Annotated in this window: 11 protein-coding genes and 1 tRNA gene; 2 read left to right on the top strand and 10 right to left on the bottom strand. The window is 70.7% G+C overall.

What is annotated here, in order from left to right:
• Positions 1 to 45: 45 nt before the first annotated feature.
• The 5 genes from ACZ4TW_RS05460 to ACZ4TW_RS05440 all read right to left on the bottom strand — a co-directional run bounded on the left by ACZ4TW_RS05460 (position 46) and on the right by ACZ4TW_RS05440 (position 4,809).
• Positions 46 to 1,467: a serine/threonine-protein kinase gene (locus ACZ4TW_RS05460; RefSeq protein WP_465540955.1), complete on the bottom strand. Its 1,422-nt coding sequence runs from the start codon at positions 1,465 to 1,467 to the stop codon at positions 46 to 48.
• On the bottom strand, positions 1,451 to 2,341 hold the full coding sequence (locus ACZ4TW_RS05455) for a PP2C family protein-serine/threonine phosphatase (protein ID WP_465540953.1): 891 nt from the start codon (positions 2,339 to 2,341) through the stop codon (positions 1,451 to 1,453). The genes ACZ4TW_RS05460 and ACZ4TW_RS05455 overlap by 17 nt, the downstream gene beginning before the upstream one ends.
• Positions 2,342 to 2,450: 109 nt before the next feature.
• Positions 2,451 to 3,515 carry a TerC family protein gene (locus ACZ4TW_RS05450; protein WP_465540951.1) on the bottom strand — a complete coding sequence of 355 codons (1,065 nt, stop codon included), beginning with the start codon at positions 3,513 to 3,515 and terminating at the stop codon, positions 2,451 to 2,453.
• 238 nt (positions 3,516 to 3,753) lie between these two features.
• A tRNA-Glu gene (locus ACZ4TW_RS05445) sits at positions 3,754 to 3,829 on the bottom strand.
• Positions 3,830 to 3,906: 77 nt separating this feature from the next.
• Positions 3,907 to 4,809, bottom strand: coding sequence for a diacylglycerol/lipid kinase family protein (locus ACZ4TW_RS05440; protein WP_465540949.1), 903 nt, complete (start codon positions 4,807 to 4,809; stop codon positions 3,907 to 3,909).
• Positions 4,810 to 4,869: 60 nt separating this feature from the next.
• On the opposite strand from ACZ4TW_RS05440, the gene ACZ4TW_RS05435 reads away from it, so the two are divergent.
• Positions 4,870 to 5,514 (top strand): MBL fold metallo-hydrolase, encoded by a 645-nt coding sequence (locus ACZ4TW_RS05435; RefSeq protein ID WP_465540947.1) that lies wholly within the window; start codon positions 4,870 to 4,872, stop codon positions 5,512 to 5,514.
• A gap of 33 nt (positions 5,515 to 5,547) precedes the next feature.
• Here the strand turns inward: ACZ4TW_RS05435 and ACZ4TW_RS05430 are convergent, their stop codons facing one another.
• From ACZ4TW_RS05430 to ACZ4TW_RS05410, 5 genes are all read right to left on the bottom strand, one after another.
• Positions 5,548 to 6,111 (bottom strand): hypothetical protein, encoded by a 564-nt coding sequence (locus ACZ4TW_RS05430; RefSeq protein WP_465540946.1) that lies wholly within the window; start codon positions 6,109 to 6,111, stop codon positions 5,548 to 5,550.
• Position 6,112: 1 nt separating this feature from the next.
• Entirely contained in the window at positions 6,113 to 6,736 is a 624-nt protein-coding gene (locus ACZ4TW_RS05425; protein WP_465540945.1) for a hypothetical protein, read from the bottom strand.
• Between the two features lie 23 nt (positions 6,737 to 6,759).
• The gene (locus ACZ4TW_RS05420) at positions 6,760 to 7,032 is read right to left on the bottom strand and encodes a hypothetical protein (RefSeq protein ID WP_465540943.1); all 273 of its coding nucleotides are present in this window, start codon (positions 7,030 to 7,032) and stop codon (positions 6,760 to 6,762) included.
• A 19-nt stretch (positions 7,033 to 7,051) separates the two neighbouring features.
• Positions 7,052 to 9,457, bottom strand: coding sequence for a transglycosylase domain-containing protein (locus ACZ4TW_RS05415; protein WP_465540942.1), 2,406 nt, complete (start codon positions 9,455 to 9,457; stop codon positions 7,052 to 7,054).
• Positions 9,458 to 9,659: 202 nt separating this feature from the next.
• Entirely contained in the window at positions 9,660 to 10,388 is a 729-nt protein-coding gene (locus ACZ4TW_RS05410; protein ID WP_465540940.1) for a hypothetical protein, read from the bottom strand.
• A 151-nt stretch (positions 10,389 to 10,539) separates the two neighbouring features.
• On the opposite strand from ACZ4TW_RS05410, the gene ACZ4TW_RS05405 reads away from it, so the two are divergent.
• A complete protein-coding gene (locus tag ACZ4TW_RS05405) occupies positions 10,540 to 13,926 on the top strand; it encodes an nSTAND1 domain-containing NTPase (RefSeq protein WP_465540938.1) in 3,387 nt (1,128 codons plus the stop codon).
• Positions 13,927 to 13,938: the final 12 nt, after the last annotated feature.

Here is a 13,938-nt window from a genome sequence, read left to right as displayed (position 1 = left end):
CCCCACCCTAACCACGTCGCCTGCGCCTTCGGACCCGCCCTCGGCTCACCCGAGCACGACCGCCGCGCCCACCGCGGCCAGCAGCGCGGCCGCGGCCGCGACCGCGATTCCGACGACGAGCGCGCGCCGTCGCGACGACCGCGGCGGCGGGGCGTCGACCACCGGCTCGGCGTCTTCCGGGGCGGAGCGCGGCTCGGGGCCGACCGCACCCAGGAGCACCGTTCCATCGTCGACCGGCGCCGAGGGCGGGGCGGATGGCGCGGATTGCGCCCCCCGCGCCCGCACCTCGCGCATGCCGCGGGCGTGCGTCGCAGCCGCGCCGGCCACCGCGTCGAACGCCGGCGCGATCACGGGCGGCGCGTCGGCGTGGACGACCCGGACCGATCGTGCCCTCGTCGCCGCCTCGTTGCGGACCTCGCCATCGGCTCCGACCGCTCCGTCGGCGGGCTCAGCGTCGGTAGGCGCGACGGGAGGCAGACCCGGCACCTCGATGCCGGTCACCGCGTAGCCGAGCTCGAGCTCGATGCGCTGCAGCGCGCGGCCCAGCTCGACGGCGCTCTGGAAGCGGTCCTCCCGGCGCACCGCCATGCCGGTCGCCAGCACCGCCTCGAGGCTCGCGGGCACGTCGTCGCGGCCGATCGGGGTGATACGGCCCCGCTGGATCCGACCGATGAGGTCGCGCGGGCCGTTCGATCGACCCGGTACCTCGAACGGCGCACGCCCCCCGAGCAGCGTGTGCACGGTGGCCGCGAGCGCGAAGACGTCGCTGCGCGTGTCGGGCCTGGGGTCGTCGTCGAACAGCTCGGGCGGAGACCACGGCACGCTGACGCCGACCGCCGCGCGGTCGGAGCCGGTGTCCGACCCGGTCGCGGCGGGGTCGGCGGTGAGCGACGTGCTGTGCACGGGCAGGTCGCCCTCGAGGTCGCTCGAGATGCCGAAGTCGCTGAGCGCGGGCCAGCCGTGGTCGTTGGTGAGGACGTTCGCGGGCTTGATGTCTCGGTGGAGGATGCCGGCCGCGTGCGCGGTCGCCACCGCTCCCGAGAGGCGGATGCCGGTACGCAGCGCATCCTCGACGGTGAGCGGTTGTCGCTTGTACCGCTCGGACAGGCTGGGCCCCGAGCAGTACTCCATGACGAAGTACGGGCGGCCGTCGGCCGAGACGTCGGCGTGGAAGATCGTCACGATGAACGGATGCGCCGACAGTCGCGCCATGAGGTTCGCCTCGGCGACGAACTGGGCGCGCGTGCCCGCGTCGATGTCGTCGGCGAGCAGCACCTTCACGGCGACCTTGCGTGGCGGGAGCCGCTGCTCGTACAGGAACACGTCGGCGAACTCACCGGATCCGAGCAGCCCGAGCGGGGTGTACCCGGGCAGGTCGGGCGGCGGCGACGGGGGCCGGAACCGCACCGGCGGCTGCCCGGGAGCCGCCGACAGCCACCGCCCGCCCGCGTCAGGCCGGGAGTCCACCCTCGTCCACCGTTCCCCTCGGCCGGGTCTGCTCGACGTCGGCGGGCAGCGCGCCGTCGCGGTCGCGCGTGGCCCCATCACCGTCGGCAGCACCGCCGAGATCGGATTCGACGACCACGGCCGTCACGTTGTCGCGGGCCCCCGCCGCGAGCGCCGCATCGACGAGCTCGCCGGCGAGCCCTGCAGCGTGCATGGAATGCCCGGTGAGGATCTCGGCGATCCGCTCGTCGCCGACCTCCTTCGACAGACCGTCGGAGCAGATCAGGAAGACCTGGCGACCCGTCGCCGGCACGAGCCACACGTCGGGCTCGACCACGTCGTCGGCGCCCACCGCGCGGGTGATCACGTTCCGGTCGGGATGGCGCTCGGCGTCGTCGTCGGAGATCAGCCCGGCGTCGACGAGTTCCTGCACGGCCGAGTGGTCGACCGTGACCTGCTCGAGCCGTCGGCCGTCCCACGCGTACACGCGCGAGTCGCCCACGTTGAAGACCATCCAGTTCACCCCGCGCCCGTCGCCCGCGTCGACGAGCACGATGCCGGCCACGGTGGTGCCCGCGACCGCGGTGCCCTCGTCATCGTCGGCCGACAGGGCGCGCACGACCTCGTTCGAGCTGTGGATCGCGTCGAGCACCTGCTCGGGCGTGGACGGGCGGCCGGTGTCGAGGTGGCGCGTGAAGGTGTCGATCACCGCACGGCTCGCGGCGTCGCCGCGCGCGTGTCCGCCCATCCCGTCGGCGACGACGTACAGCGGCGGGTGCGCGAGCAGCGCATCCTCGTTCACCGTGCGGACATTGCCGACGTGCGTGCGGGCGCTGTGCGCGATGCGCGCCGAGCCGCTGGGAATCGGGACGATGCCGCTGCCATCAGACGTCACGAGATCGGGTCCTCTCTGAACGGGTCGGGTCGTCGCCGAGCCGCAGTCGCTCAACGCTAGCAAGCGCGGAGCGACCTGCGCGCCGCGAGCGGCACGCCTGTGGAGAGGATCAGCGCTTCGCGGTGGTCTCGTCACCCGCGCGCTCGGCGCGGTCGCCCTCCTCGGTGAAGTGCGGGATCTCCTCGCCGAGCGTGTGGCCACGGCGGCGTGCGTCGAGGTTGGCCTTGACGAGGCTCGCCACGGTCGCGACGGCCATCGCGCCGATGATGACGGCGAGCGAGGTCCAGGTCGAGATGTCGGGAGCCCACTCGATGTGCTCGCCGCCGTTGATGAACGGCAGCTCGTTCTCGTGCATCGCGTGCAGCACGAGCTTCACGCCGATGAAGGCCAGGATGAACGCGATGCCGTACTTGAGGTACTCGAGGCGTTCGAGCAGGCCGCCGAGCAGGAAGTAGAGCTGTCGCAGGCCCATGAGCGCGAAGACGTTCGCCGTGAACACGATGAACGGGCTCTCGGTGATGCCGAAGATCGCGGGGATCGAGTCGAGCGCGAAGATCAGGTCAGTGGTGCCGATCGCGACGAACACGATGAGCATGGGCGTGAAGAACCGCTTGCCGTCGATCATCGTGCGCAGCTTGATGCCGTCGTAGTCGTTCGTGATGGGCAGGCGACGGCGGAGCGTGCGGATGAGCGCCGAGTCGGCACCGTCGTCCTCGTGGTTGCCGAACGCCTGCTGCGCGGCCGTGTACAGGAGGAACGCGCCGAAGATGTAGAAGATCCAGCTGAAGTTCGCGATGAGCTGCGCGCCGAGCAGGATGAAGATGCCCCGCAGGATCAGCGCCAGGATGATGCCCACCATCAGCACCTCCTGCTGGTACTTCCGGGGCACCGCGAACCTGGCCATGATGATGACGAAGACGAACAGGTTGTCGATCGACAGGCTGTACTCCGTCAGCCATCCGGCGAGGAACTGCGCACCGTGCTCGGCGTCGCCGATGATGAACATCAGGCCCGCGAAGACCAGCGCGAGCGCGATGTAGAACACGACCCAGAGCGTCGACTCGCGGAACGAGGGCACGTGCGGTCGCTTGATGACCAGCAGCAGGTCGGCGACGAGGATGAGCGTCAGCACGACGAGCGATCCGACTTCGAACCAGACGGGGAGTGCGGTCACGGGGCGCCTTTCGGACGGTTGGCAGGGACGGTGAAGTCCGAAAGTCTCTCCCGGCTGCACCTCGGTGCGCCGCCACGACCGGAGCGTCATCGACGACGCTCGTACTGACGATCGTGGCCCGGAGCGCGAACCCCGGCGGGATACTCCCCTTCGCTCGGTCGAGTCTAGCGGGCGATCGGCATCGCGCGGAAAACGACGAACGCCCCCGGCACACAGGTGCCGGGGGCGTTTCGTCGGTTGGTGACCCCAGCGGGATTTGAACCCGCGCTACCGCCGTGAGAGGGCGGCGTCCTAGGCCGCTAAACGATGGGGCCTCGTTGCAACGTGTTCGAGTATGGCATACGCGTCGGGCGCATTCCAAATCGAGCGCGCCCGCGAGGATCCGGGGTCATCACGCGAACACCGCGAGCGCTCCGGGCACCACCTCGACCTCGACGGGCAGGGTGCCGATGCGCTCGCCGTCGGCGTACGCGACGATGTCGTCGGCCTCGATGCGGATGCGTCGCGCCTGCGCGAACTCGACCGCGGGATGGTCGACGTGCTCGCCGGCGAACACGCGCGGGAATACCGCGAGCAGCCCCGCGCGGGAGAGCGGGTGGACGATGAACACGTCGAGGACGCCGTCGGACAGGTCGGCGTGCGGCACGATGCGCATCCCGCCCCCGAGGGAGGGCGTGTTCGCGACCGAGACGAGCATGGCTGACTGCTCGCGCCGCGACCCGTCGAGCGTGATCGCGTACCGGCGCGGCCGGAACGTCGCGAGCTCGCGGATGAGCGCGAGCGTGTACCGGCTCGGACCGCGCGGTCGCACCATCCGGTTGGCCCGCTCGTTCACCACCGCGTCGAAGCCCGCCGAGAGCACGCACGCGAACCACGTGCTGAGCTCACCGTGGTGCGCGAGCCCGAGGTCGATGACCTGGGGCGGACGGCGCAGCCCCTCGACGAGCGCGTCGAGCGAGGCCTCGGGGTGCTCGTGCGGGAGGCCGAGCGCCCGAGCGAGGTCATTGCCCGTCCCGGCCGCGACCACGCCGAGCGGGATCCCGGTGCGCGCGAGGATGTTCACGCCGAGCGACACCATGCCGTCGCCGCCCACCACCACGAGCCCGTCGGTGCCCTGCTCGAAGGCCGACTGGGTCTCGCGCCGGAGCAGCTCGAAGTTCGCCTCGCGCAGCAGCGCGACCTCGTACCCCTCGTCGACGAGCCGCTCGGCGACCGCCGGCCCGACCCAGCGGTTCCGCCCGAACGAGGCGTACGGGTTCACCGCGAGCAGGAGTCGGCGGGGGCCACGCGTCATGCAGCGATTGTGGCAGGCAACCCCGTTGCGCACGCCCCGGACACGGTGTTGGCTCTGAGCATGCGCGTCACGAAGCTCGAGCACGCCGCCTTGGTAGTGGAGCACTCAGGCGACCGGCTGTTCATCGATCCCGGCAAGTTCACGACCCCGATCACCGAGGCCGCCGGCGCGCTCGCCGTGGTCGTGACGCACCAGCACGACGATCACTGGACGCCCGAGCAGCTCGGCCGCATCCGCGACCGCAGTCCCGGCGTGCGGGTGTTCGGGCCCGACGGCATGGCCACGGCCGCCGCCGACGCCGGCATCGAGGTCGAGCGGGTCGCCGCGGGCGACGAGGTCGAGGTCGGTCCGTTCCGGCTGCGGTTCTTCGGTGGGCGCCACGCGGTGATCCACTCGTCGATCCCCGTGATCGACAACGTCGGCGTGCTCGTCAACGATGCGCTGTACTACGCGGGCGACTCGTTCGTGGTGCCCGACGGCGTCGAGGTCGACGTGCTCGCGGCGCCGGCGGGCGCGCCCTGGATGAAGATCGCCGAGTCGATGGACTACGTGATGGCGGTGAAGCCCCGGCGGGCCTTCCCCACGCACGAGATGGTGCTCTCGCGCGCCGGCAAGGACCTCTCGAACGCCCGGCTGGGCTGGGCGACCGAGCAGGGCGGCGGCGAGTACCTGGCACTCGAACCGGGCGACTCGTTCGACGTGTAGGCCGACGGAGGTCGCCCGACGACGCGCCGCATCTCACGAGGAAGGCGCATCGTCGGTCCCGTCGGTCCCGTCGGTGCCGTCGGTGCCGTCGGTCTCCTCCGGATCGGGGTCGACCACGTCGTCCTCGACCTCGACGAGCACCGGGATGCTCGCCGTCGATCCGTCGGCGGGCGTCACGTGCAGGACCGCCTCGTAGACGCCGACCGCATCGACGTCGAGCACCAGGGAGATGAAGCACGGCGCCTCGGGCACGAGGACCACGCCGCTGCATCCGTCATCGGAGACTGCGAACGCCCCGGCCGGATCGAGCCCGACCGACTCCACGCGCACCTGGTCACCGCGCTCGGCATCGACCGAGAAGAGCGGGAAGTACGGCAGGTCGTCGGGAAGCTCGATGGTGACGCGCGACGCTCCGCCCGTCTCGACCCACGTGAGCCTCACCTCGTTCGTCTCGACCGGCTCTGGGTTCGGTTCCGGGTTCGGCGCCGCCGTGGTCGGATCGTCCGTTTCGGTGGGGCCGGCCGTCGCGCACCCGCCGAGCAGCGCCAGGAGCGCGGCGGCCGACGCCGCACCCACGAGACGCGGGATGCCGTTCATCTCATCCACCTCCAGCGGTGAACTCCAAACGGATGTCGGGCTCGTCGGGCAGCACGATCACCGGCCCGTCGCCGCTCCGCCAGCCGTCAGGGAGCAGGAAGTACGACCCGCCGGACTTCAACAGGAGCCGGAGCCCGTCGTACCTCACGACGTAGCGCCCGCCGTCGTCGACCGGCCGCGGTTCGGCAGGGGGTTCCAGTCCGAGCGGCGTCGCGCTGAAGACCACGACCGACGGGAGGCGCTCGAGCTGCTGCTCGACGTCCATGCCGCGACCGCGGCCGAGGGCGTCGGCGTACAGCGTCGAGGCCCAGAACAGGCTCGCGACCACGATGGTCGCGGTCAGCACCACGCCGCCACGGCCCCACAGGCGCGCGAGCCGGAGGTTCGGGTCGGACGCCGTCCGGCGCAGCACCGCGGCCGCGGTCCCGGCGAGGGTCGCGCTGACGCCCAGCACCAGCGGGGCGGCGAGGTAGTGGGTTCCGGGTGCGAACCCGACGAACATGGCCCGCAGCGCCACGACCACCCCCACCAGGGATGCCGCGAGCACGATCGTCGCGCCGATCCGGACCGGCTGCCTGAGCGCGGGCCGGTCCAGCAGCACGTTGACTCCAGCGAGCAGGCTCACCCAGACGAGGCCTGCGAGGCAGATCAGGATGACGGGGACGATGACCGCATCGGCGCTGCCAGGATGTAGTCGGTCGGCGTGAAGCCGAAGACGCTGGCGTCGACGCCGAGATACCGGCTGCGGGCGTTGGTGAGAGTCCATCCGAACCAGAACGCGAGCGCGGTGAGCACCGTCGTGAACGGGACGAGCACGCCCAGCCATTCGATGACGACCTTGGACGTGGTCGGGGGCGTCGGCGATCGCGGGTCCTCGTGGGATTCGGGGACGCGGTCGTCGATTCCGCCCTGACCGTCCATCGCGCTGCTCGGCCTCCGGTCAGCCCCCCGGATCGAATGGCCAGCCGGCGCCGGGATCGAAGGGCCACCCGGCGTCGCCGAAGCCGTTCCCGTTCCCGGGCGCGTTGTTCGGCTCTGGGACGGGCACCGGCTCGGGCTCGGGCTGGGGCACGGGCTCCACGGCGGGCGGCGCCTGCGCGGGCTGCGTCGGCGTGCCCTCGCCCTCGTCCTCGCCGCCGTCCTCGGGCGGGACGGAGCCGTCGGGCGACGAACCGGGCCCGGTCACCGGCCCCATTCCGGCCTGGGTGAACCCGTCGCCGCCGTACTTGGCCGCGGCGACCGACATCACCTCGGGCCACATGCGATGCCGCGCGGTCGCCGCCTGACCGGTCTGGAAGCTGAGACCGCGCTGGTTGGCGTCGCCGTTGACGCTGACCACCGCGGCGGCCGTCGCGACCCGCGAGCTCGCACCCACCATCCAGGTGTCCTTGGCGCCATCGGTGGTGCCCGTCTTGCCGATGAGCGGAACTCGCGGCACCGTGGCGGCGTTCGAGGCCTGCGCCGTGCCGCTGGTCATGACGGCGCCGAGCGCCGTGTGCATCGCCGCCGCGACCTCGGGGGTCACCGACTGCGTGCAGGTCGACTTCGGCGGAGCCACCTCCTCGCCGTCGCGACCGACGATCCGGTCGATCGCGACGGGGGTGCAGGTCAGCCCGTTGTTCGCGATGCCGGCGAAGGCGACCGCCATGCTCAGCGGCGCCACCTCGTTCGTGCCGATCACCGACGACGGCCCCTGGACGAGGGTGTTCCCGTCGGCCCGGTGCACGCCGAACGCCTCGGCCCGCTTGCGGATGTTGCAGAGGTCGAGCTGCTTGGCCATGCCGATGAAGCCCGTGTTGATCGACCCGATCGTGGACTCCATCGCGCTGTAGTTGCCGCCCGACTCGTTCGCGTCGTTGCGCGGGTTCCAGTTGCCCGCGAAATGCGGTCCGAGGCAGCTGTCCTGGAAGACGCCCCAGTTGCTCTTCGGGCTCGAATCCACGCGGTCGCCGAGGCCCTTGCCCGAGCTGAGCCATTCGGCCAGGGTGAACACCTTGTACGAGGACCCGGGCTGGAAGCCGCGCGAACCGCCGTAGTCGTAGTCGGTGTTGTAGTTGATGCTCGTGAACTGCGGGCCCTGCGCGAGCACGGCCGGGTCCTGGCTGTAGGTGCGATTCTGGGCCATCGCGAGCACGCGGCCCGTGCCCACCTCGACGCTCGAGATGACGCCGCCCACGTCCCATCCCGGGAACGTCTGGGGGACGTGCCGCGAGATCGCGGCTTCGGCGGCGCTCTGCAGGTCGAGGTCGAGCGTCGTGTAGACGTCGTACCCGCCGCGGCGGAAGTTCAGCAGTCGGGTCGTCTCATCCTCTCCGAAGATCGGATCGTTCTGCAGGATGTTCTTCACGTAGTCGCAGAAGTAGGCGCTGCCGGCCGCGGTCTGGCATCCGGTGCTCGGCTCGGTGATCGCGGGCTGCACGGGCGTGGCGATCGCCGCGTCGAACTCCTCCTGCGTGATCTTCCGCTCCTCGAGCATGCTCCGCAGGATGTAGTCGCGCCGGCCCGTGTTCGCCGCGTAGCCGTTGGCTGCGCCGTTCGACTCGCTGCCCGGTTGGTCGAGCCGGAACTTGCCCGGGTTGTTCACGATCGCCATGAGCGACGCCGCCTGCGGCAGGGTGAGATTCGCTGCCGAGGTGTTGTAGTAGTAGTTCGCCGCCGCCTCGATGCCGTACACGGTGCCGCCGAAACCGGCGATGTTGAGGTAACCGAGCAGGATCTCGCTCTTCGTGTAGCGCTTCTCGATGCCGATCGCGAGCCGCATCTCCTTCAGCTTGCGATCGATCGTGGTCTCGGTCACGGCGTCGTAGCAGCCGTCGCGCTCCTCCTCGCTCGTGGCGTCGCGCTCGCATTCCTGCACGCGCACGTTCTTCACGTACTGCTGCGCGATCGAGGAGCCGCCCTGGGTCTCGCGGCCGGTCGCGGTCGTCGCGGCGGCACGCACCGTGCCCTGCAGGTCGACGCCGCTGTGCTCGTAGAACCGGGGATCCTCCCCCGCGATCGCGGCATCCTTCACGTACTGGTTGATCTGGTCCCAGCCGACCTCGACGCGGTTCTGGTCGTAGAACGACGCCAGCAGCACCACCGAGCCGTCGGACCGCGTGGCGTAGATGTTGCTCTTCTCGGAGAGCTCGCCGATCTCGAGGTAGCTGGGCAGGTTCTCGAACATCGAGATGGTGCTGGATGTCGCGACGCCGACGGCCGCGATGGCCGGCGTGATCGCGACGGTCACGAGCGTCGCCGCGGCCGCACTGGCGGCGACGAGCCCGACGAGGCCGCCGACGACGCCGACGGGCGTGCGCGTCTCCTGGAAGTCGCGATTCCGCTTGTTGCGGAACTGGGGCTCCATCGACCACCTCCGACCAGCCTGCGATCCGCCCCCTCGGCACTCGATCGGAGGGGCGCGGCCCGTGTCCCTCGCGTTCCATGCAACCGCAGCGAACGGCCGTTGTCCAGCCGGTGTCCGGCTCGGCTCGGAACCGGCCCGGGAATGCGGGAAGACCCGCGATCGCTCGCGGGTCTCATCGCGGATGCTCCTGCGACGTCGTCGTTCATCCGTCGGGTACGAACTCGATCGAGTCGAAGACCTCGCGTGCTTCAGCGGTCAGCGCGGGATCGACGGGCACGAATTCGCCCACCGCGATCAGCGCGAGCTCGCCGTTCAGGTCGAGGATGCGCTCGGTCTCGTGCTCGGTCACGTGCTCGTAGATGCGCGAACACTGCGGGATGTCCGAGTAGAGGCAGATCCGTTGGCGGTCGCACTCGGTGATATCGACGTCGCCCTCGACGGCGAGGTCGATCTCGAGCCCGGCGAAGTCGCCCATCGTGACCTCGGTGGCGGGAGTGGTCACCGTCGACGTCTGGGCCGCCATCGCCTCGATGAAGGATTCCGGGGTCTGATCGATCTCGAGGAGCGTGTCCTCCCACGTGCAGCCGTCCGGCGGAACGTAGCGGGGGCTGCCGAAGTTGACGAAGACGCCCCATTCACCCGCCTCCTCCTTCAGGACGCCCCAGCCGAAGGACTGCCATCCGTCCGGGACGGTGATCTCGAAGGGCACGGTGAAGCCGGTGACGAGATAGGTGCCGGCGTCGAGGTCCTCGAATCCGCCGCTGTCCGGCAGCGGTTCGACGACCGCAGCCTCGGTGGTGGATGCGGGTGACGGCGCCGAATCGGCGGTGCACGCCGAGAGGCCCACGCACGCCAGCACGACGACGACCAGGCCCACCTGACGCGCGTGTGCGGCGCGCTCGGCGCGGGCGCCGCGAGGTGAGGTCCACATGTCACGTCCTTTCGTTCGATACCTGCAGCGGATGGCTGCTCGCTCAGTGAAGGACGCACCGGTATCAGCAGGGTACCGATTCGGGTCCGCTCGGTATCGGTGCGGTACCGGGCGTCTTGACGGATCTTCGCTTCAGCGTGACAGTGGCGACATGGAGGTGCGCGTTCTCGGAACGCTGACACTCGACGACGGCCGGATCCGTCTGGCTCCGCGTGATCGTGCGGTGATGGGTGCGCTCACGGTCCGGCTCGGTGAACCGCTGCCCGCCGAGTCCCTCGCGGCCGCGCTCTGGGGTGACGAAGTCCCGCCCTCGTGGTCGAAGGTGATCCAGGGGTGCGTCATGCGCCTGCGTCGGCTCATCGCGCCCGCTCGGATCGAGACGACGCCCCTCGGGTACCGGCTGGACGACGATTCCCTGGAGGTCGATGCCCAGCGATTCGAGGAACTGGTCGCGCGGGGGACGCGGCAGCTCGAGATCGGTGTGCCGGAGCGTGCCGCACACACGTTCTCGGAAGCGCTCGCCCTGTGGCGGGGCGAGGCGTTCACGGACCTCCTCGACTGGGATCCCGCGCGGATCGCGTCGGGTCGTCTCGGGGAGATGCGTCTCGCAGTCGAGGACCTGCTCCTGGACGCGCGACTCCAGTCGGGCGAGTCTCGCGAGGTCGCCGCAGAGGCGCGTGCGCTCGTCGCCGAGGCGCCGTTGCGCGAGCGGCGCTGGGTGGTGCTGAGCCTGGCGCAGTATCGGCAGGGTCGACAGGCCGAGGCGATGGAGACGGTGCGGACGGCGCGGGCGCTCCTGGCTTCCGAGCTCGGACTGGACCCGTGCGTGGAGCTCACCGAACTCGAGAAGGCGATCCTGCGTCAGGACCCTTCCCTGCTGTCCGAGCGGATCTTCCACGCCGCGAGCCGTGAGTGCCCGTATTTCGGCCTGCCACCCGCGGACGTGGGGGATGCCGAACGGTACTTCGGCCGCGAGACGGAGTTGTCGGAGGCACTGGCGGCGCTCGAGGAGCACGGTGTGCTGCTCATCGCCGGCTCCTCGGGCGTCGGCAAGTCCTCGTTCGTGAGGGCCGGCATCGGTGCGCACTACGTCGGCCGCGGCCGGGAGGTCGCGATCGTAACGCCTGGCGAGCATCCTCTCGATGCGATCCGGGGTGTCGATCTCATGGCGGGGACGACGCTGCTCATCGTCGACCAGTGCGAGCAGGCGTTCGCCGCGAGCGATCCCGCCGAGACGGGGGCCTTCTTCGACGTCCTCTCGCGGGCGGTCGTGCGGTCGATGGTCGTCATCGCCCTCCGCGCCGACCGTCTCGGAGACCTCGCGGAGTACGACGGCTTCCCAGCGCTCATCCAGTCGCACCTGCTCATGCTCACCGCGCTGGGACGGGACGGACTCCGCGCCGTGATCGAGAAGCCGGCGGAGCAGGCGGCACTCATCCTGGAGCCGGGTCTCGTCGAGATCCTCGTGCGCGATGCCGACGGCCGGGCCCTCCCGTTGCTGTCCCACGCGCTGCGTCAGGTGTGGTCGCGTCGTGAGGGACGCGTCATGACCGTCGACGGCTACCGGGAATCCGGTGAGATCGACGGCGCCGTCGCCAAGACCGCCGAGGAGGTGTACGCCGCGCTCTCCGAGGACGGCGCCCGGCAGGCGCGCGACATCCTCCTTCGCCTCGTGGAAGCCTCGGCCGACGGCACGGTCGTGGCACGCCGGGTGGAACGCTCCCGCGTCGCGATCGACGACGCCCATGCGGAGATCATCGATCGGCTGGTCGATGCACGCCTCCTCACGACCGATGCGCAGTCGGTACAGCTCTCCCACGAGGCGCTCGCGCGAGCGTGGCCCCGGCTGAGGGAATGGCTCGCCGATGATGTCGAGGGCCAGCGGATCGTGGCCCACCTGAGTGCGGCGGCAAGCGCGTGGGATGCGATGGGACGACCGGAGAGCGAACTGTACCGCGGTGCCCGACTGACCGCGGCCCAGCACTGGCGGGATTCGGTCGGGCCGGCACTGACGGCGGTCGAGCAGGACTTCCTCGATGACTCGACCGCGCATGAGACGGCGGGACTCGCTGCCGCCCGGGAACAGCTGCGCCAGGAGCGACGCTTGGTGCGCAGACTCAGCTGGGTCTCCGCCGGCGCAGCCGGCCTGACGATCATCGCGGTCATCGCCGGCGTCGTGGCGGGCTTCCAGGCGAACCTCGCAGGCGAGCGCGCGACGGTCGCCGAGGCTCGCCGGGTCGCGGCACTCGCGCTCGAGGAGCCCGAACTCGATCGAGCGCTGCTGTTGGCCGTCGAGGCCATCCGGCTCTGGGACAGCCCGGAGACGCGGGTGAACCTGGTGCGCGTCTACTCGCGGGCGCCCCGGGTCGAGAGCTTCTTCCGCATCCCGGACCTGCGAGCGGGTGCGACGAGCATGTCGCTCGACGAGGATGCCACCGTGGCCTCGGTGATCGACGGCCACGAGGATGTGCGCCTGTTCGACCTGATCGAGCGGGCGCAGCTGGGCGAATACTCGCCGTTCGGCGGAACCGTCCTGACCTCGGCGATCGAGCCCCGTTCCGGCGCCGTCGCATTCAGCGAGATCGTGTGCGTCGGCACCGAATGCGGCCGGCCGCGACTGGCAACGCTCGATATCGCGAACTCGGGTCGAAGCGGGTTGACGACCTATGAGGGAATGGGCCGACCGGCGATCGACGTCGAGTACTCGGCCGACGGATCCCGGTTCGCGGCGGTCGCAGCGACGCCGTGGTCCGATTCGTCGGCGGATGTCGCGATCTGGCGTGTCGACGGTCAGGGCCCGGCCGCCCCGATACTCCTGGACCTCGACGTGTCGGGTTCCGACGTGAGCGCCCCGTCCGCGCTCGGCGAGCAACTGGGTGCGGTGAAGTTCTCATCCGATGGATCGCAGCTCTACGTCAGCGGATTCGGACCGACGGTCGTCGTCGAGACCGCGTCCGGCAGCGAGATCGGTCGAATCGGCGGCGACGGGCTTCTCGCCGTCAGCCCGGACGGTCGCCGGATCGCGGTCCGAGACGGCGCGCTCGCGGTGCGGATCATCGATGCGTCCACGACGAGGTCCGACACCATCCCCCTGGCTTCCCCTCCTGCCGCGGCGGACTTCAGCCGCGACGGCCTTCAGCTCGCCGTCGCCGCCGGGACCGGCGTCGTCGTGGCGGACGTCGAGACGGGCGACATCGCGGAGACGCTCCGGGAACACGACGGCACGGTCGCCGCGGTCGAGTTCGGGCCGGCCGGCCAGCTGGTGACCGCCGGGGCGGACGGGGCGATCATCACGTGGGACCTCGGCGACTGGTCGGCGGACTTCAGGCTCGAGCGGTTCATGCGGCCGGGTGCGTTCAGCGAGTTCACGGAGCGCACGGTGGCACTCGAACGCACCGACGGAAGCACGCAGGTGGTCGTCGCCGACCCCGCCGTCTGGGAGGAACGCGCGTGCCGCATCGCGGGGCGCGTCCTCACCGAGGAGGAGTGGGGCGAGGTGTTGGGCGCGCGGCCGTATGCTCCGGCATGCCGCGAGTGACCCCGGTCGCCC

The sequence above is a fragment of the Agromyces sp. NPDC029043 genome (assembly GCF_055564615.1).
This window is presented reverse-complemented; position numbering and strand designations above follow the sequence as displayed.